Raw genomic sequence first — 16,994 nt, forward strand, 5'->3', positions numbered from 1 at the left:
TGCTTTACAGGTGTATCAAATGTTTTCTTGCTTAGTGCTAATTGTGCAAGACGAACCGGTTTTTCTTGGACAACCTCAGGTGGGTTCTTGTGTTTTATGAAGCTGTTTGCCATCCCATTGCTCGCGTCGCTGTCTTTCTTGGCGGCTGCCGCACACGCCGAAGAAGTTCGAGTTTATTCAGGGCGTCACTACAATACGGACCGTCAGACTTACAAGGCATTTTCTGAGAAAACCGGTATCAAGGTCCGCCTGATCGAAGCAGCAGGTATCTCTCTTGTTGAGCGTCTTAAGCGAGAGGGAAGTAACACCAAGGCTGACGTGATCATTCTTGTTGATGCAGCCAGAATCAATAATGCTGCAAAAGCTGGCCTGTTTCAGCCGATCAACTCTGCAAAGTTGAATTCTGAAGTTCCTGCACGTTATCGCGATCCAGGTAATCGTTGGTTTGGTATCGCACGACGTGTGCGTGCAATCATCATTAATCCCAATCAGGTCAAGCCATCACAGGTGCAGACTTACGCGCAATTAGCGTCTCCCGATCTCAAAGGCAAAGTTTGCCTTCGTAATCGTAAAAATGTTTATAACCAGTCTTTGGTTGCTGATCAGCTCGCAATCCGCGGTGAAGCAAAAACCAAGTCTTGGCTGAAGGGTTTGATTTCCAATGTCTCCCAGCCTTACTTCCCGGGTGATATCGCGCTCATTCGCGCAGTGGCTCAGGGTAAGTGCGGTGTTGGTGTAGTGAATCACTACTATCTCGCCCGAATGCGAGCTGGTGTCAATGGTGCGAAGGATACGAAGCTTGGCAATCAGGTAAAAATTGTGATGCCCAATCCTGCGCATGTGAATATCAGTGCAGCGGCTGTGTCTAAATTTGCCGAAAACAAATCAGCTGCTGTTGAACTCATTGAATTCATGGCATCCCCTGATGGAAGCAGAGGAATTGCAGGTCCCACTTTTGAATTCCCGCTCACTGGTGTTGGTGGCTCGACCTATCTCAAAGGGATGACCAAGTTCACCCCTGACAATGTGACGATCTCTCAGTTAAGTTCACTCAATCCCAAGGCCATTCAGCTCATGGCTGAGTCCGGTTGGCAATGAGCTGATCCAGCAGGTAGCCGAACAATTCCGGGTTCGGCTCCCTGTTGCTGATATCGGTTAATCCCAGTTCGTCCAGGCGGTCCGTCACGCGTTCTTCTAGATCGGCTGGTCTGCTCAGAGGTTCGCCCCATGGATGGTTTTTCTCAGGGCCGATTTTGGTGGTGGCGTCAATTGCCAAACGTCCTCCAAGGCCAAGTTGCTCACTGGCGAAGTCCAGGGTGTCGAATGGCGTGTTCTCCAGGGTGAACAGGTCCCTTTGTGGATCCACTTGAGCAGCGATGGCCCAGACCACCTGGCGGGGATCACGCACGTTGATGTGACTGTCGACCACCACCACAAACTTGGTGTAGGTGAACTGCGGCAAGGCACTCCAAAACGCCATCGCGGCGCGCTTGGCCTGTCCTGGATAGGCTTTGTCGATTGAAATTACCGCGAGTTTGTAGCTCAGCGCTTCCATCGGTAGGAAGAAATCCTTGATCTCTGGGATCTGCTGGCGCAGGATCGGTGTGTAGATCCTGTTCAGCGCGATGGCCAACATCGCTTCCTCCTTGGGAGGTCGGCCGCTGAATGTGGTGAGAAAGATCGGATCTTTGCGTTGCGTCATGCAGTGGAAACGCACCAACGGTGAGTCTTCAACGCCCCCGTAAAAGCCCATGTGATCGCCAAAGGGTCCATCAGGCATCAGCTCGCCGGGCGTGATCGTGCCCTCCAGCACCACCTCACTGTGACTCGGAACCTTGAGATCCAAGGTCTTGCAGGGGGTAAGCCTGACGCCCTCGCCGGCGTAAATCCCAGCGAACAACCATTCGCTCAATTGCACAGGAATGGGTGTGGCAGCCGCCATCACCAGCAGTGGATGCACACCAATCGCGATGGCGATCTCTAGTTTCTGGCCGAGTGCTGCCGCTTTGCGCAAATGGCGTGCACCACCGCGGACGCTCAGCCAGTGCACGGTCATGGTGTTCACCGACTGTTTCTGAAGCCGATATACCCCCACGTTGGGGACACCGGTTTCGGGGTCTTTGGTGATGACCAGTCCGAGCGTGATGACCCCCCCGGCATCGCCTGGCCAGGGGCGGATCAGGGGGATGTTGTCGAGGTTGACTTGATCGCCTTCAAACACCTGCTGCCGGCAGGGAGGCAACAGATCCCTATCTGGTCTTGCCTTCACCAGATCCCAGAACACGCGGGCAAATTTCTTGGTTTCCCCTAATCCCTTGGGCGGGCGTGGTTGTTGCAGAAGCGCCAGACGCTCACCCAGGTCTTCCAGTTGTTCTGGGTGCTCGAGGCCCATGCTCCAGACGACACGCTCTACGGTGCCGAGCAGGTTGACGGCGACCGGCATGGAGGATCCGATCACGTTTTCGAACAACAATCCGGGTCCACCGCTGGCCAGCACGCGATCGGCGATCGCTGCCAACTCGAGATCGGGATCCACCGGGGCTGTGATCCGCTTGAGTTGACCCCGCTCCTCCAACAGTTGAATGAAGGCGCGCAGATCCCTTGTACTGGGACCGGAGCGGAACAGAGCCATCTGGAAGCCACCTCAGCGGGGGTGATCTCGGTACTGTGACGCACGCTGACTGTGAGTGTGGCCATGCAGGTTTCCTATTTTCATGCGGCCGCGGATGTTCCCGACACGATTGGTACCGCCGACGGACCTGATGCAGCGGTCGTGATCGATGTCCTGCGTGCCACGACCACGATTGCTTGGGCGCTGCACAACGGCGCCGAAGCGGTTCAGGCGTTCGCGGACCTCGATGAACTGCGTGCCCAGGCGCAGCAATGGTCTGAATCCTCCCGTTTGCTGTTGGGGGAGCGCGGCGGTTGCATGCTCGACGGCTTTGACCTTGGCAACTCCCCGGTGGCGGTGACCCCTGAGGTGGTTCAGGGCAAGCGATTGCTGATGAGCACCACCAACGGCACCCGCGCATTGCAGCGGGTTCGCGATGTCGCTTGCGTTGTCACGGCGGCTCTGCCTAACAGGCGTGCAGTTGCCGAGCGGTTGCTGGCAGGCCAACACGAGCGGATTCTGATTCTTGGCAGTGGTTGGGAAGGCACCTATTCCCTGGAGGATTCTCTGGCTGCCGGAGCGATCGGAGAGCTGCTCGTATCGGCCGGAGCCTCGGTTGCTAATGATGAACTTCAGGCTGCACTCGCCCTCTGGAATCAGTGGAAGCATGATCCGGAGGCCTGCTTACGCACCGCTTCGCATGGTCAGAGGCTGATCGGGATTGGCAATCACGATGACGATTTCAGCTGTTGCGCTGCGTTGGATCAGATTCCCGTCGTTCCGACCCAGGTCGAACCTGGTGTTTTACGAGCCGTGCCTGTCTAAAGCGCGGAGCTCGCGTCAGCCATACCATTTTATCGACTGAACTCTGATCTCTGTGCGTGATTTCCTGGCGGCGGCCGTGCAACTCACCAGCAGTTCTGACTCGCAAAGCAATTTCACGGCTGCTGAGGAACAGATCGACCTTGCCGCACGTCGGGGAGCCGAGTTGATCGGGTTACCCGAGAACTTTGCCTTTCTCGGAGAGGATTCACGGCGCCTTGAACTGGCTTCCTCCCTGGCAGAACAGGCCTCCAATTTTTTGGTCACCATGGCGCGTCGCTATCAGGTGGTGATTCTTGGAGGTGGTTTCCCTGTCCCCGTCGGGGACGGTGAGCACACCTATCAACGCGCGCAGTTGGTGGGCCGCGATGGTCAGATTCTTGCCAGTTACGACAAACTCCATCTGTTCGATGTGGACCTGGCGGACGGTAGTTCCTATCGCGAGTCAGCCTCGTTCAGCCCAGGCACGACGCCTCCACCCGTTGTGGATGTGCCTGGACTCTGTCGTGTGGGGCTGTCGATTTGCTACGACGTGCGCTTCCCTGAGCTCTACCGAGATCTGATCGGAGCAGGAGCTGAGTTGTTGATGATTCCCGCCGCTTTCACCGCTTTTACGGGTAAGGACCACTGGCAGGTGCTTCTGCAGGCCCGTGCGATTGAAAACACGTCCTATGTGCTTGCCCCAGCACAAACAGGTGTCTACGCAGGACGACGACAGAATCATGGACATTCCCTGGTCATTGACCCCTGGGGAACGGTGCTCGCCGATGCCGGGGTGAGCACCGGTGCAGCAGTCGCTCCGGTTGACCTTGATCATCTCGAGCGCATTCGTACTCAGATGCCTTGCCTGAAGCATCGCAGAACCGCACTGTTCTGAATCTGATGCCTCGGCTCCCTCGTCGTTTCAGCGCTCTGCTGGTTGCTCTCGTTGTCCAGAGCGCTGGCTTGCTGATGGCCCTTCCCGCACGGGCCGCCAGTGCCCTTGCGGCTTGGTCGCTGGGTCGTGATGGGGTCCTTCAGTTGCGCACGGCCACGGGAGCGCGCCTCGATGCTTTCTTTGAAGCCGGTGAAGCCGGTCGTGGGCCCAGGGTCTGGATTGATTTCCCAGGTGAGCTGAGCCGCACACGCAAGCTGCGTGGTTCTGGACCGGTTCGCGAGGTTCGACTCGGCAAGCCCAACCCCGGGGCCACGCGTCTGGTGATCGAGTTCAATCCTGGCGTTGAACTTGATCCTGGCCAGTTACGACTGATCGGCACCTCACCGGATCGTTGGAAGTTGATGTTTGTAGGGCTTCCCACAAGAGGCCTGCGCACCATCGGGGAAGGCGATCTCAATCGGGCTAGCTCCGGACGCTGGGGCGGCGTTCGTATCAAGCCCACAAAAACTCCGGTGAATGCGGAAGGGCTGCCGAGTGTGCCTCGAGGTCGTTACAACGTCGTGATCGATCCAGGCCATGGCGGACCTGACCCTGGCGCGGTGGGGATCAGAGGGATTCGCGAGTCGGAAATTGTTCTCGATGTTTCGCTTCAAGTGGCGCGATTGCTTGAGGCCAAGGGCGTTCAGGTCACCCTCACTCGAACCGCAGAGGTGGATGTTGATTTACCGCCGAGGGTGTCGCTGGCCAACCGACTGGGCGTAACGGCCTTTGTGAGCATTCATGCCAATGCCATCAGCATGTCTCGTCCAGAAGTGAACGGAATTGAGACCTTCTATTTCTCCGATCCTCGCTCTGCACGGCTGGCCGCACATATCCAGCAACAGGTGCTGAATGTGTCTCCTGGAAGCCCCAATCGCGGAGTCCGTCGCGGCCGCTTCTTTGTGATCCGCCGCACCACTATGCCTTCGGTCTTGGTGGAAACAGGCTTTGTTACTGGCAGTCTCGACTCCCCAAGGTTGGCTAGCGCAGCGCATCGCCGGCGGCTCTCTCTGGCCATTGCCACCGGCATCCTTGAGTATCTGCAGGGGTTGCGATGACCATCCGTCTTGGCATGTTTGACAGCGGCCTTGGCGGACTAACGGTCTTGCGTCGGGTCCTGGAACGCCATGGATCCCTGCAGGTGATTTACCTCGGCGATACGGCTCGTGTGCCCTACGGCAGTCGTTCAGCGGCTGAAATCCGTACGATTGCTTCAGAAGTGGTGAGGTGGCTCAGCCAACATCAGATCTCCACTGTGGTGATGGCCTGCAACACCACCAATGCGTTGGCCAGAGATGTTGCCGAAGGCCAAGCAGGTGTCCCTGTGGTCGGCCTGATTGGAGCTGCCGCAGCCATGGTTCGGGAAACCCGGGTCGGCGTGCTGGCCACACCGGCAACCGTTGCATCGGGTGCCTACCGGGAAAGCATCGAGGCTCTGCATCCAGGAACGCTGGTGGTGCAGCAGGCATGTCCTGACTTCGTTCCCTTGATTGAAAGTGGAGATCTGCGTTCTGAGGCCCTCCTTGATGCTGCCAGTCGCTACCTGCAACCTCTGATGGAGGCTTCTGTGGAGTCTGTGGTTCTGGGCTGCACGCACTATCCCTTGCTGGTGCCGCTGCTCAACAATCTGTTGCCGCCCTCCATCCGGCTGATCGATCCCGCCATGGCCGTAGCCAGCCAGCTCGATGCCTTGCTGGGGAAGCCAGTCCCCGGAGGCCTGGATCAGCCCCTTGCTATTGGGGCGACTCGCATTTGTGTCACGGCTGATGCTGACGGATTCGCAGACCGTGCCACGCCCTGGCTGGGGCAACGGCCACGGGTTGAGCTGGTGCAACTGCAGTGACAGGTCCACGCCTTCTAAGATCTGCGCACTGAGAGGATTCATGACCACCGTCACCGATTTGCTGGAGCCAGTCGAGGCGGATCTAGAGATCTTGCTCAGCGACCTGCGCAGTTTGATCGGAGCGGGTCACCCCATCCTCCAAGCAGCTGCTGAGCATCTTTTTAGTGCAGGCGGTAAGCGCTTGCGGCCCGGCATTGTGCTCTTGATCTCCAGAGCTCTTTCCAGCGACGGTGGGCTCACATCCCGGCATCGCCGCTTGGCAGAGATAACCGAGATGATTCACACAGCCTCGCTAGTTCACGATGACGTCGTGGATGAAGCCGCAACCAGGCGTGGCGTCGAAACGGTTCACAGCCGTTTCAATCACCGTGTGGCCGTGCTGGCTGGTGATTTTCTGTTTGCGCAAGCCAGCTGGCACCTCGCCAATCTCGATGATCTCGATGTGGTGAAGCTGCTCAGCCGCGTGATCATGGATCTGGCTGATGGTGAGGTGAAGCAGGGTCTGTTCCGTTACGACACGGGCCAGACCTTCGAGACCTACCTGGAAAAGAGTTACTGCAAAACCGCGTCTCTGGTTGCTAATAGCGCTCGTGCTGCTGGTGTTCTCAGTGGTTGCACCGAGCCTCAGCTGGAATCGCTCTACCGCTACGGACGCCAGTTGGGTCTGGCCTTCCAGGTGGTGGACGACATTCTTGATTTCACAGCCAGTGATCAGCAACTAGGCAAGCCTGCCGCCAGCGATCTTTCTAGTGGATACCTCACCGCACCGGCTCTTTATGCCCTTGAGCGCAATCCAGCCATGGGTGTGTTGATCGAACGGGAATTCAGCAACGAGGGTGATCTCGACGAAGCCCTTGGCATCGTGCGTGAGTCGGATGCGATTGCTCGTACCCGTCAACTGGCTGAAACCTTCGCTCAGGAATCTCGTGAAGCGCTCACCTGGCTTCCGGATTCCCCCTATCGCACCGCCTTGCTGGAGCTCCCCGATTTCGTTCTCAGTCGTCTCTACTGACGATCGATTCAAGGCAGCGTTGGGCCTCGCTCAGTTGGCTGATGACAACCAGTCGATCAGCCTGCAGTAAACCCTGCTCGACGGGTTCAAGCTGATCAGCCTTCTCAGTCGTTCGAAGCAGTCGCCAAACCATGCACCCTGCCGCCAAGGCTGATTCGCATCCGGCCCTGGAATCCTCGAAGGCCCAGCACTCTTCAGCCTTCACCTTCAGGCGATCAGCTCCAAGCTGGAAGGGATCCGGAGCTGGTTTTCCAGCCTTCAGATCGGGATCATCTCCGCAGATCATCAGCTGCAAACCATTCACCCATGGGTGATTGCTTGTTTTGTGTTGCACTGATGCTCGGTCACTGCTGGTCACCAAAGCCGTCGCAATGCCAAAGCGTTCGGCCGTGCGCACCAGCGATTCTGCTCCCTCCATGGCCTTGGCTTCAGGCAACAGCTGTGCTGCGATCGGTTGCCTGATGGCGAGCAGTTGCTCCGGTGTGATCGCTTGATTGATCCAGGAACAGACGAGCTTTGCGTTATCGAGCCGGCGGCGGCCCTGCAATTGGATCAGCTGGTCCTGCGCGAGTTCGCTGCCGAAATGGAGTGCCGCCTGTTGCCAGGCACATGCATGCAGCGGCTCGGTGTCAATCAATAGACCGTCGAGATCAAACAGGCAGGCCTTGGGTGGGCTGGTGAGCTGATTCAGAGATCACCCCTCTGGCTGGCGTTGCCACGCATCAAAGACTCGGCGCGAATGGGACTGAGGTCTGCATCCAGCCCAGACATGTCTGCTCCATGAACCTCAACCATTCTGATCGGGGTTTCCATTGAGTGACCACTAACCATTGACCACTGATCGCACTTCAGCAGAAGGGAGTGTTCAGCTATTCGAAACGGTTTAATCCAAGGTTCTGTCTGAATCCGCCGCGGCCACTATCTTTTGCCCTAGGCGCAACAGGCAAATCCCAGATGACGAGCGAGAAATCCACCATCGAGAGCGTTCTTCAGGAGCAACGGGTTTTTGAGCCGCCTACCGACTTCTCTCGTTCCGCCCGTATCGGTGGCATGCAGGCCTACCGGTCCATGTCCGACGCAGCCCGCCAGGACCCTGAAGCCTTCTGGGGAGACGCTGCGCGCAAGGAACTCTCCTGGTTCACGCCTTTCGAATCAGTCCTCGATTGGTCGGATGCGCCGTTCGCTCGCTGGTTTGAAGGTGGCACCACCAACATCTCCTACAACTGCCTGGATCGACATCTCCAGAGCGACAAGGCCAATAAAACGGCACTGATCTGGGAAGGTGAGCCAGGCGACGTGCGACGGTTCACCTACCGCGAGCTGCATGCCGAGGTCTGCAAAGCTGCGAATGCCCTCAAGGCCATGGGTATCTGCAAGGGCGATCTTGTGGCGCTCTACATGCCGATGGTGCCTGAGGCAGCCATCGCCATGCTCGCCTGCGCTCGCATCGGCGCACCTCACTCCGTTGTTTTTGGCGGTTTTTCAGCCGAAGCCCTGCGTGATCGTCTGATCGACGGTGAAGCCAAGGCGGTGATCACGGCCGATGGCGGCTTCCGCAAGGACAAGCCCGTGTCTCTGAAGCCAGCTGTTGATGCAGCTCTTGCCGGCGGGAGCTGCCCAACAGTGCAGTCCGTTCTGGTGGTGCAGCGCACCAAGCAGGCGGTGCAGATGGCTGAAGGTCGTGATCAGTGGTGGCATGACCTGGTCGAGGCACAGAGCACCGATTGCCCCGCGGAACCGATGGCCAGTGAAGACCGTCTTTTCGTGCTCTACACCTCAGGCTCCACCGGCAAACCCAAGGGTGTCGTGCACAGCACTGCGGGATACAACCTCTGGGCCCATCTAACATTCCAGTGGATCTTCGACATTCGCGACGATGACGTCTACTGGTGTACAGCGGATGTGGGCTGGATCACGGGTCACAGCTACATAGTTTATGGCCCGCTGTCCAACGGTGCGACCACAGTGATGTATGAGGGGGCGCCGCGTCCCTCCAAGCCCGGAGCGTTCTGGGAGCTGATCCAGAAGCACGGCATCACGATCTTCTACACCGCTCCCACCGCAATTCGGGCGTTTATGAAAAACGGCCGTGAGGTGCCCGATCAGTACGACATGAGCAGCCTGCGGTTGTTGGGCACCGTGGGGGAACCGATCAATCCTGAAGCCTGGATGTGGTACCGCGATGTGATCGGTTCCGGTCGTTGCCCGATCATCGATACCTGGTGGCAGACCGAGACCGGTGGTGTGATGATCAGCCCACTCCCTGGAGCAACCCCTACCAAGCCCGGTTCAGCCACACTGCCGTTGCCCGGCATTGAAGCCGACGTGGTCGATGCCGATGGCAACACGGTTGGAGCCGATGAAGGCGGATACCTCGTTGTGCGTCGTCCCTGGCCGGGGATGATGCGCACTGTGCATGGCAACCCTCAGCGGTTCAGAGAGAGTTACTGGGAGCACATCCGTCCCGCTGACGGCAATCACATCTACTTTGCCGGTGATGGCGCACGTCGTGATGCTGATGGTTACTTCTGGGTGATGGGGCGTGTGGATGACGTGATCAACGTCTCCGGTCACCGCCTCGGCACCATGGAGATCGAGTCTGCTCTGGTTAGTCATCCGGCCGTGGCTGAGGCTGCTGTTGTCGGTCGTCCCGATGACCTCAAAGGTGAAGGCATTGTCGCTTTCGTGACCCTCGAAGCGGGACGGGAGTCAGATGAGTCTCTGATTGCAGAGTTGAGGGCCCATGTGGGCAAGGAAATCGGCCCGATTGCCAGGCCAGATGAGATCCGCTGCAGTGATGCTTTGCCCAAGACTCGCAGCGGCAAGATCATGCGCCGGATCCTGCGCGCCCTCGCCGCCGGCCAGGAAATCACTGGTGATACCAGTAATTTGGAGGATCGTTCAGTGCTTGATCGGCTTCGCAGCTGAGTTGTCTTTTGCCTGAATTTCAACAACACCTTGTTTTATGCACTGATTGATTATCTAATGGTTTTGATTTTCTTGGAATGCTTGCTGGTTTGAATTCTTTTCTCTGTTTCTGGCTGGTGTTGATGTTCAGTGGCTTATTGTTCGTTTGTTGATTTGTTCTCTCCATGACTGGGTTCGGGCCATCAAAGAATCCTGAGGCTCAAAAGTCTGCTCTTAAAAGACAAGTGCGTATAGATGTAGATTTGTTGTTCCAGGAGGCTTTAAGACATCAGCATAATGGTCATTTGCTTAGCGCTGAAACAGCCTATGAGAAGATCATTAAATCAGGCTACTTGCATTCTGTAGTGTTTTTGAATTTGGCTGATATCTGCCAGGAAACTGGTCGTTTAAGAAAAGCCATTAGTCGCTGCAAGCAGGCTGTATCGCTTAGTCCTGATCTGTTTGATGCGCGTATGAAATTAGGTGCTCTCTATAAAGACATTGGTGACCTTGACCAGTCGAGAAATGAAATCATGCGTGCCCTTTCTCTTGAACCTAATAGTCCTTGTGCTCTTTTGAATATCATGAGTGTTTACAGATTGAATGATATTCCAGGGCTGAAATCGCATGCTTTCGGTTTAATTTCTAGAAATAGTGATATCATTTATGATTTGAATTTTGTCGAGTTTTTATCATCGCTAGGTGCCGGCTTTTGTGAGGATGTTCTTCAAAGTTTAGATGATTCTGTGGCCTCTAGAGAGGCTTGAATCATCTCGATTTCATATCTTAAGGCTGCGCAGAGCTCAGGCGCTTGGTATTTCTCTTGTGCTTGAATGGCATCCAACAATTTTTCCCTGGCTTGGATGTTTATGTTTTGAATGAATGCAATCAGGTTTTTGGCGATATCAGGCTTGGCTCCCATGGGAGCAATGATTGAAACAAGGTTGGCGAATGGTAGTTTGTGGGATTGGCATCCTGCGGGGAAAGAGTCGATCGATAAAATTTTCGAATCAATAGTTCCTGTGCTGCTGCTCTCGTTTCCCGCTTCTTGTTGTCCGAAGCATCTAAAAATAATTGATAGTTGATTGATTCTGATCTCAAAGGGAATGCTATAGGCGGCTATGCCTTTGGATGAGAATCCATAGGTTCGCCATAAGCTCATTGGGCTATTTTTGCCGCTGTACTTATGCAATAGTTCTGAGTGTGTCGGGGGGAATGGTGGGGTTTCTATACCGGCTTTGGTGGCCCGGAATGGTGGTGCGTAGTTGCTGTGATTCACGAGTTCGAGCATTGGGACTAAAACGCTTTCTCCCTCGAATTGAAATGCTCTTTCGTCAATAAATCTTTCTAGAAGTGTCTCAGCGTTGTCTTGGTAATCCAATATTCTTTTGTCTATAAAACGATATCTTGCCAGGTCGCTTTTGATTGATATTGGCATTGACAAGATTTGGCTTAGGAATGTTTGGGAATCCCTTCTTCCCCCGTTGCCCCAAGAGAGTTCATTGTAGTAGTGTTCGATAAATTCTTTTTCGACTTTCGCTGTTTTAGAATTCGTTTTGATCGATATATTGTTGTCGCAAAGTTGAATGTCACTACGCTTAATGAGTATATTTTTAGGCGTCATTATTTTTGACCTGTCGCCTGGGTTGATTGAAAAAATTCCCCGACCGTTTTTGCCTTTCTTTAGTTTGATGTTGTCAGCCGTGCCACCAAGCCTTCTAAATTTTTTTAAGAGGTAATCCCATTCTTCGTTTTGCATTCCTGTGTTTGAGAAGATGTCTACAATACTTGATTTGCGATTTGAGTGGCTGTGGCAGCGGCCTCAAGTGTGATTTCTTGGATTGATTCTTTGATTGTTGATTGGCCGACGGGATTTATATCCTGTTCATATTGGCAGTGTGGGGGGATGGCATGCATGTCATCTTGAGATTCGATTCTGTTTGTCTATGAATTGTCTTTGAATGGCACTTGCTGATTTTGCTGAATCGCAGCACTGGTGGGTTTAGCGTTTAGTGGCTAATGAGAGCAGACGGAGCCTCCCAAAGCCCAGGAGGCGATCAGGTCCTGCAGGCGATTCACCTGTTGCTGCCGGTCGCTGCCTTCCGCCCAGTCGCCCAGAAACTGTCTGCGTAGACCGGCGCTGGCGGGTGTGAGGTGATCTCCAGGCAACCTCAGCAGTTCGCTGCAGTCTCCTTTGCGCGCCTGCAGTGCCGTGATCAAATCGAGACTCTGGTCGATCTTGTCTTTGTTGAAGCGCACCACCTGATTGCGTGGCTGTAGATACTGACGCTCGATCAAGCGCAGGGTTTCCTTTGGGCTCGGACTGAATTCGGTGCTCACTCCCAGGCTTGGCGCCACCACGTCGAGCAGGGGAATCGACTGATCTGCGGTGAAGTTGTTGAAGCTGAGCGCCACAAGGCCGTTGCAGTTTCGCCCTCCATCGGGAGCAAGCAAATGTAGTTTGCAACCGAGGCTGTGGCCGAGGCGCAGAGGTGATGGCAGCGGTCCTAGCCGGTCCTGATGTCGTGAGCGACAGGCGCGCATGGCACTCCAGGCTTCGCGTGCCTGGAGCTGGTGGTCGAAACCTGGCACATAGCTCCAGGCGTGGATGGCGATCCCACGGGCTGCCACTCCTTCGAGCAGACGCCGGTAACTGATCTGTGGTGTAGCTGCGAGGTAGCTGCCTCCCACGAATTCGACTAACCCGCGTGGCTGACGCGGGTAGAGGGTCCAGCAGTCACGGAAGCGAGCCCAGTTGCTCATTGACTGGGTTGCAGCGAACGCAGCACCTGCATGGCTTCGCGCACATGGGCCGGGCCATCGAGCAGGTTGTTGAACACGTGCTGGATCACACCTTGGCCATCAATCACGTAAGTGACCCTGGATGGCAGCAGGCCGAGTGTTTTCGGAACACCGAATGCTCGGCGCAGGCGTTGGTCACTGTCGCTCAACAGGGGAAACGGCAGCTGATGGCGTTCCGCGAAGCGGCGATGGCTCACCAGATCGTCACCGCTGACGCCCCAGACCTGAGCACCAAGCTGTTGCAGCTCCTGGTGGGAATCCCGGAATCCGCAGGCTTCTGCTGTGCAGCCCGGAGTCTCGTCTTTCGGATAGAAGAACAATACCAGGGGCGTGCCGTTGCGCTCGCTGATGGCGCAGCTGTTGCCTTCGTGATCCTCCAGGTTGATGGACGGAACGCTGTCACTAACGGTGAGGGCCATGCCAAGCAATCGAATTGGTGGCAAACCTTAGGAAGCGTGGATAAAAGACGGAGAATAGAGCGATCCAGGAGGGAGGTCAGCGCATGGAAAACCAATCCGTACCAGGTCAGCTCGATTTGCTGTCGTTAGGCGGTGGCTCACCGTCTCCTGTCTCGCCGCCTCACGTCACACCTCAATCCTTGCCGCAGTCAGCTGCTGATCGCGCCGCTGCAGCACGCACGCTGTTGATTGTTGACACTGAAACGACAGGGCTCGATCCGCAGCTGGACCACTGCCTTGAGGTGGGGGTGATTCTCTTCGACGTTTCCAGCCGTCAGGTGCTGGCTCAGCAATCTTTTCTATTGCCGGTGGAGGCAAATGCCGCAGAGGCGATCAATCGTATTCCCGCCTCCGCAACCACCCTGCCTCAGCCCTGGCGACCCGCCCTCGACTATCTGCAGTCGTTGCTGGATGCTGCCGATGTGTTGGTGGCCCACAACGCTGCCTTCGACCGCCAGTGGTTCGGGCGTGGTCACCTGCCTTCTACTGAGAAACGCTGGCTCTGCAGCATGGAGGACATGCGTTGGCCTGCGGATCGTCAGCTCAGGTCAAGGCCATCGGTGCGTGATCTGGCCCTGGCCTATGAAATCCCCGTTTGGGCCGCACATCGTGCTCTCACCGATTGCATTTACTTGGCGGAAGTCTTTCGTCGCTGTGATGACCTTGAGCAGTTGATCGAGCGTGGTCTGGAGCCGCGTCAGCTGATGCGTGCTCAGGTGTCTTACGACGAACGCCATCTCGCTCGGGATGCCGGTTTCCGCTGGAATGAACCGGTGAAAGGAGCCTGGGCTAGGCGTCTATCGGTGAGGGAGGCCAGCACACTCGATTTCCCTGTTGTGCCTGTTGATCTTGAATTGCCCCTGGCTTCCTGATTTGCTTTAGCAGTCGGAAGCCTCGTAGTGGGTTTGCCAATGCTGCTGCTCAGACAGCCAGGGTGACATCATGGACTCTCCCAGGCATACGCCTTCCATTCGATCTCGCCTGCAGCGCTGGCAGCAGGTCCGGACTTGGGCGCGCCTGATTCGCGAGGCGGAGTGCCTCTGGCATGTCGATGTGCGTGAACTGAAGCGTCTCGGTGCTCTGGAGCTCTCACATTTGCTGGAGGAGGTTCCTTCCTGTCAGCGGTCGCGAGTGAATCGATGGCTGACGAGTTATTCGGCATCGACGCGCTTGCCTTCAGCTGCATCCACCCATGAGCATTGATTCAGTGCTGCCTGGGTCTGCTCTCCGCTAGGGGTAGGTCGCTTCCCCTCAGGCCACCCATGAGCTTTGCCAGCCAGGCTCTCACCCTGTTTTCTCTGCTTGCCGTTGCAAGCGCTGTCTCCGCGTTTGCCGAGTCGTCTCTGACCAGTGTCGGTGCCTCTCTCCCCGCCAGGCTCTACCGAAACTGGTTTGCCCAGATGGCCAGCTCAGGCGGTCCTGAGGTCAGCTATCGCTCAGTGGGTTCAGCTTCGGTTCAATGGGCCTTGATCAGGCAGACCGTTGATTTCGCGGTGTCCGATGCTCCAATGCAACCGAAGGATTTGGCCAAGGTGAGGCGTGGTGTGGTTCAGATCCCCATTGCTGGCAGGGCCATCGCTTTCGGATACAACCAGCCTGGGTGCGATCTGAAACTCACCCAGCAGCAGGCTGTTCAGCTGGCCAGCGGCAGGATCACCGACTGGAAGCAGCTCGGCTGTGAGTCCGGTGCTCTGACCTGGGTGTATCGATCTGATGTCTCTGGGATCACTGATGCCTTCACTCAATCCATGCAGGCGTTTGCCTCGCAATGGCCGTTTGGAACTGGCGCTTCGATTCGCTGGCCAGTAGATCATGCGATCGCTGCGGAGGGGAACTCCGGAGTAGCTGCCGCGATTGAAAAAAGGAGGGGAGCGATCGGCTACCTCGGTTTGTCCCATCTCAGCGGCAGTGTCAGGGCTGCTGCCTTGCAGAACAAGGCCGGAGAGTTTCAGCGACCCAATTTGATCTCAGCGGCCAAGGCCCTCAAGGCCATCGAACTGGACTTCAATCTTGCTGGCAGCAGCCCCAACCCTTCGCTCGAGGGTGCCTATCCGATCGTCAATCTGATCTGGGTTCTGGCCTACAGGTCTGGGAACGGCAAGAACACGCCGGCGATCAGAGCCGCGCTTGACTTCATGCTCAGCAGCCAGGCTCAGAGCCAGGTTGCCGAGCTTGGCTTGATTCCGCTGGAGGCTGAAATGCTCAGCAAGTCGCGGCCTGTCGTTGAACGGATTGCTCAGTAATTGCAGGCCTGCTGATCGATCATTGCCAGGTTTGACATCCATCGATTGATCATTTTTGCCCTGATCTTTCGATACTTTTGACCACTCCTTATTGATTCGATTGCGGGCTCTTCGTCTGGGTGTGTGATGTTGCGCTCCATACACTCGTCGGTAGGGAATCGTCAGTCGATGCTGTCGAATTTCCTCCAGAATCAAAATCACAAAAAGAAAGGCCTCGCCTTCTGGACTCCAGTATTCAAAATCGAAATCGCTTGCACCTTGCGGCGGGAAATGTTGTGCCATTGCACAAAAACAGGCTCTGGCTTGTCGTGAATGGCATGGTGAAGCTCGGGGCTGTTTCTGTCCATGGAGATGAACTGCTGCTGGGCTTGGCTGGTCCTAACGAGACGTTCGGCGAGCCATTGAGCACGGTGCAGGCTTATGAGGCTGTGACGCTCACCGACTCGGACCTTCTCTGCATGACGATGGGTGAGGTGCGTGAGTCACAGGACCTCGCCAACGATCTGTTGGGAGCGGTTGTCCTCCGTCATCGGCAGTCGGAGTATCTGCTTTCTCTGCTTGGTCTGCGTCGTGTTGAGGAGCGTGTTAGAGGTTTTCTGGAGTTGCTTGCACAGGACTACGGCCAGCCCTGTGAGCATGGACTGCGTCTCAATCTGCGCCTGACCCATCAGGAGATGGCGAGTGCTCTGAGCACCACCCGTGTCACGGTGACCAGGGTCATCGGTTTGCTCAGAGACGAAGGATGGCTCAAGATCGACGGCCAACGTCACCTTGTGATCACCCATTTGCCCTGCAAATGAATGAGCCTTGAGAGATTAACTCTTGCTTCTTTCCTTAGGTGTTGCTGTTCTTGGTCCTGAGCAGATTACAGAGAATTGCATAAAAAAGACCCCTCAAATAAGGGGCCTATTCAATCGATTGGACTGTGACATCGGAGCGGCGGGATTTGAACCCACGACCCCTACTACCCCAAAGTAGTGCGCTACCAAGCTGCGCCACGCCCCGACGGCAGATGCAAGCTATCACAAGGCATTCCCGCTCTTGGTGTGTCGCTTGATGCGTGTCAGCAGTCTTGTTGTGAGTCTGTCACGGCTGTCGCCCGCATACCCCCAAAGTCGCAGTTGTCTGCCCAGTTGACGCAACGCCGCCAGATTCATCGAGGCCAGCTGCAGCTCCGGCAGCGTTCTCCAGGCTCTGGAGGCAATCGGCAGATTGGAGCGTCGTTTGTTTTCGCCAAGACTCAGGGTGCCATCCGCGATCCACTCAGGAATCAGCACCACCAGCACAGCAATCAGGCCATAGAGCTCCACCAGGCCACTCGGCAGTGGATGCAGACGACGAGGGGGCTTCGGCTCGGGAATGGTGGGCACGCCGCGCGAG

18 protein-coding genes and 1 tRNA gene are annotated in these 16,994 nt (G+C 56.2%); 12 read left to right on the forward strand and 7 right to left on the reverse strand.

All coding sequences use genetic code 11. The features are described 5' to 3' along the window. The first annotated feature begins 96 nt into the window (after positions 1-96). Positions 97-1,098, forward strand: a complete 1,002-nt coding sequence (locus tag DXY37_RS07245) for an extracellular solute-binding protein (RefSeq protein ID WP_115126059.1) — start codon at positions 97-99, stop codon at positions 1,096-1,098. On the opposite strand, the gene DXY37_RS07250 is transcribed toward DXY37_RS07245, so the two are convergent. Then, complete coding sequence (locus DXY37_RS07250) at positions 1,073-2,632, reverse strand: UbiD family decarboxylase (RefSeq protein WP_115126060.1); 1,560 nt, start codon at positions 2,630-2,632, stop codon at positions 1,073-1,075. The two genes, DXY37_RS07245 and DXY37_RS07250, sit on opposite strands and share 26 nt — an antisense overlap. A gap of 63 nt (positions 2,633-2,695) precedes the next feature. Here DXY37_RS07250 and DXY37_RS07255 point away from each other — a divergent pair, with 63 nt between their 5' ends. The 5 genes from DXY37_RS07255 to sds are packed head-to-tail and all read left to right on the forward strand — an operon-like array spanning position 2,696 to position 7,204. Then, the gene (locus tag DXY37_RS07255) at positions 2,696-3,436 is read left to right on the forward strand and encodes a 2-phosphosulfolactate phosphatase family protein (RefSeq protein ID WP_115126450.1); all 741 of its coding nucleotides are present in this window, start codon (positions 2,696-2,698) and stop codon (positions 3,434-3,436) included. Between the two features lie 52 nt (positions 3,437-3,488). Continuing rightward, positions 3,489-4,310, forward strand: a complete 822-nt coding sequence (locus tag DXY37_RS07260; protein WP_115126061.1) for a carbon-nitrogen hydrolase family protein — start codon at positions 3,489-3,491, stop codon at positions 4,308-4,310. A gap of 5 nt (positions 4,311-4,315) precedes the next feature. Further along, positions 4,316-5,407: an N-acetylmuramoyl-L-alanine amidase gene (locus DXY37_RS07265; protein ID WP_115126451.1), complete on the forward strand. Its 1,092-nt coding sequence runs from the start codon at positions 4,316-4,318 to the stop codon at positions 5,405-5,407. Continuing rightward, positions 5,404-6,192 (forward strand): glutamate racemase, encoded by a 789-nt coding sequence (murI, locus tag DXY37_RS07270; protein WP_115126062.1) that lies wholly within the window; start codon positions 5,404-5,406, stop codon positions 6,190-6,192. Before DXY37_RS07265 ends, murI begins: the two co-directional genes overlap by 4 nt. Positions 6,193-6,232: 40 nt before the next feature. Continuing rightward, positions 6,233-7,204 carry a solanesyl diphosphate synthase gene (gene sds, locus DXY37_RS07275; RefSeq protein WP_115126063.1) on the forward strand — a complete coding sequence of 324 codons (972 nt, stop codon included), beginning with the start codon at positions 6,233-6,235 and terminating at the stop codon, positions 7,202-7,204. On the opposite strand, the gene DXY37_RS07280 is transcribed toward sds, so the two are convergent. Next, complete coding sequence (locus DXY37_RS07280; RefSeq protein WP_115126064.1) at positions 7,188-7,895, reverse strand: HAD family phosphatase; 708 nt, start codon at positions 7,893-7,895, stop codon at positions 7,188-7,190. The two genes, sds and DXY37_RS07280, sit on opposite strands and share 17 nt — an antisense overlap. Before the next feature lie 263 nt (positions 7,896-8,158). Between DXY37_RS07280 and acs the strand changes: the two genes are divergently transcribed. After that, positions 8,159-10,132 carry an acetate--CoA ligase gene (gene acs / locus DXY37_RS07285; RefSeq protein ID WP_115126065.1) on the forward strand — a complete coding sequence of 658 codons (1,974 nt, stop codon included), beginning with the start codon at positions 8,159-8,161 and terminating at the stop codon, positions 10,130-10,132. A gap of 164 nt (positions 10,133-10,296) precedes the next feature. Then, on the forward strand, positions 10,297-10,878 hold the full coding sequence (locus DXY37_RS07290) for a hypothetical protein (RefSeq protein ID WP_115126066.1): 582 nt from the start codon (positions 10,297-10,299) through the stop codon (positions 10,876-10,878). Here DXY37_RS07290 and DXY37_RS07295 read toward each other — a convergent pair. The 3 genes from DXY37_RS07295 to DXY37_RS07305 form a co-directional block, all read right to left on the reverse strand. After that, positions 10,839-11,870: a hypothetical protein gene (locus DXY37_RS07295; RefSeq protein ID WP_115126067.1), complete on the reverse strand. Its 1,032-nt coding sequence runs from the start codon at positions 11,868-11,870 to the stop codon at positions 10,839-10,841. The two genes, DXY37_RS07290 and DXY37_RS07295, sit on opposite strands and share 40 nt — an antisense overlap. Before the next feature lie 257 nt (positions 11,871-12,127). Further along, complete coding sequence (locus DXY37_RS07300) at positions 12,128-12,874, reverse strand: DUF1350 family protein (protein WP_115126068.1); 747 nt, start codon at positions 12,872-12,874, stop codon at positions 12,128-12,130. Further along, on the reverse strand, positions 12,871-13,332 hold the full coding sequence (locus tag DXY37_RS07305) for a peroxiredoxin (RefSeq protein ID WP_115126069.1): 462 nt from the start codon (positions 13,330-13,332) through the stop codon (positions 12,871-12,873). Before DXY37_RS07305 ends, DXY37_RS07300 begins: the two co-directional genes overlap by 4 nt. 83 nt (positions 13,333-13,415) lie before the next feature. Between DXY37_RS07305 and DXY37_RS07310 the strand changes: the two genes are divergently transcribed. The 4 genes from DXY37_RS07310 (at position 13,416) to DXY37_RS07325 (ending at position 16,414) form a co-directional block, all read left to right on the forward strand. Further along, positions 13,416-14,243, forward strand: a complete 828-nt coding sequence (locus tag DXY37_RS07310) for a 3'-5' exonuclease (RefSeq protein WP_115126070.1) — start codon at positions 13,416-13,418, stop codon at positions 14,241-14,243. A 70-nt stretch (positions 14,244-14,313) separates the two neighbouring features. Next, positions 14,314-14,574, forward strand: a complete 261-nt coding sequence (locus tag DXY37_RS07315; protein ID WP_115126071.1) for a hypothetical protein — start codon at positions 14,314-14,316, stop codon at positions 14,572-14,574. 59 nt (positions 14,575-14,633) lie between these two features. Further along, on the forward strand, positions 14,634-15,614 hold the full coding sequence (locus tag DXY37_RS07320) for a PstS family phosphate ABC transporter substrate-binding protein (RefSeq protein WP_115126072.1): 981 nt from the start codon (positions 14,634-14,636) through the stop codon (positions 15,612-15,614). Positions 15,615-15,835: 221 nt separating this feature from the next. Continuing rightward, positions 15,836-16,414 (forward strand): Crp/Fnr family transcriptional regulator, encoded by a 579-nt coding sequence (locus tag DXY37_RS07325; protein WP_244277040.1) that lies wholly within the window; start codon positions 15,836-15,838, stop codon positions 16,412-16,414. Positions 16,415-16,545: 131 nt separating this feature from the next. Here DXY37_RS07325 and DXY37_RS07330 read toward each other — a convergent pair. Continuing rightward, a tRNA-Pro gene (locus DXY37_RS07330) sits at positions 16,546-16,619 on the reverse strand. A gap of 17 nt (positions 16,620-16,636) precedes the next feature. Then, positions 16,637-16,984, reverse strand: coding sequence for a hypothetical protein (locus DXY37_RS07335; protein ID WP_115126074.1), 348 nt, complete (start codon positions 16,982-16,984; stop codon positions 16,637-16,639). Between the last annotated feature and the right edge of the window lie 10 nt (positions 16,985-16,994).

It is taken from the genome of Synechococcus sp. GEYO (assembly GCF_900473955.1).
In the GTDB taxonomy this organism is placed as follows: Bacteria; Cyanobacteriota; Cyanobacteriia; order PCC-6307; family Cyanobiaceae; genus Synechococcus_C.

What these genes read in the sequence shown, in the direction of transcription:
- murI (WP_115126062.1), top strand. Translation starts at nt 5,404, where the DNA reads ATGACCATCCGTCTTGGCATGTTTGACAGCGGCCTTGGCGGACTAACG.
- DXY37_RS07265 (WP_115126451.1), top strand. Translation starts at nt 4,316, where the DNA reads ATGCCTCGGCTCCCTCGTCGTTTCAGCGCTCTGCTGGTTGCTCTCGTT.
- acs (WP_115126065.1), top strand. Translation starts at nt 8,159, where the DNA reads ATGACGAGCGAGAAATCCACCATCGAGAGCGTTCTTCAGGAGCAACGG.
- DXY37_RS07320 (WP_115126072.1), top strand. Translation starts at nt 14,634, where the DNA reads ATGAGCTTTGCCAGCCAGGCTCTCACCCTGTTTTCTCTGCTTGCCGTT.
- DXY37_RS07255 (WP_115126450.1), top strand. Translation starts at nt 2,696, where the DNA reads ATGCAGGTTTCCTATTTTCATGCGGCCGCGGATGTTCCCGACACGATT.
- DXY37_RS07250 (WP_115126060.1), bottom strand. Translation starts at nt 2,632, where the DNA reads ATGGCTCTGTTCCGCTCCGGTCCCAGTACAAGGGATCTGCGCGCCTTC.
- DXY37_RS07310 (WP_115126070.1), top strand. Translation starts at nt 13,416, where the DNA reads ATGGAAAACCAATCCGTACCAGGTCAGCTCGATTTGCTGTCGTTAGGC.
- DXY37_RS07245 (WP_115126059.1), top strand. Translation starts at nt 97, where the DNA reads ATGAAGCTGTTTGCCATCCCATTGCTCGCGTCGCTGTCTTTCTTGGCG.
- DXY37_RS07315 (WP_115126071.1), top strand. Translation starts at nt 14,314, where the DNA reads ATGGACTCTCCCAGGCATACGCCTTCCATTCGATCTCGCCTGCAGCGC.
- DXY37_RS07300 (WP_115126068.1), bottom strand. Translation starts at nt 12,874, where the DNA reads ATGAGCAACTGGGCTCGCTTCCGTGACTGCTGGACCCTCTACCCGCGT.
- DXY37_RS07295 (WP_115126067.1), bottom strand. Translation starts at nt 11,870, where the DNA reads ATGCAAAACGAAGAATGGGATTACCTCTTAAAAAAATTTAGAAGGCTT.
- DXY37_RS07290 (WP_115126066.1), top strand. Translation starts at nt 10,297, where the DNA reads ATGACTGGGTTCGGGCCATCAAAGAATCCTGAGGCTCAAAAGTCTGCT.
- DXY37_RS07305 (WP_115126069.1), bottom strand. Translation starts at nt 13,332, where the DNA reads ATGGCCCTCACCGTTAGTGACAGCGTTCCGTCCATCAACCTGGAGGAT.
- sds (WP_115126063.1), top strand. Translation starts at nt 6,233, where the DNA reads ATGACCACCGTCACCGATTTGCTGGAGCCAGTCGAGGCGGATCTAGAG.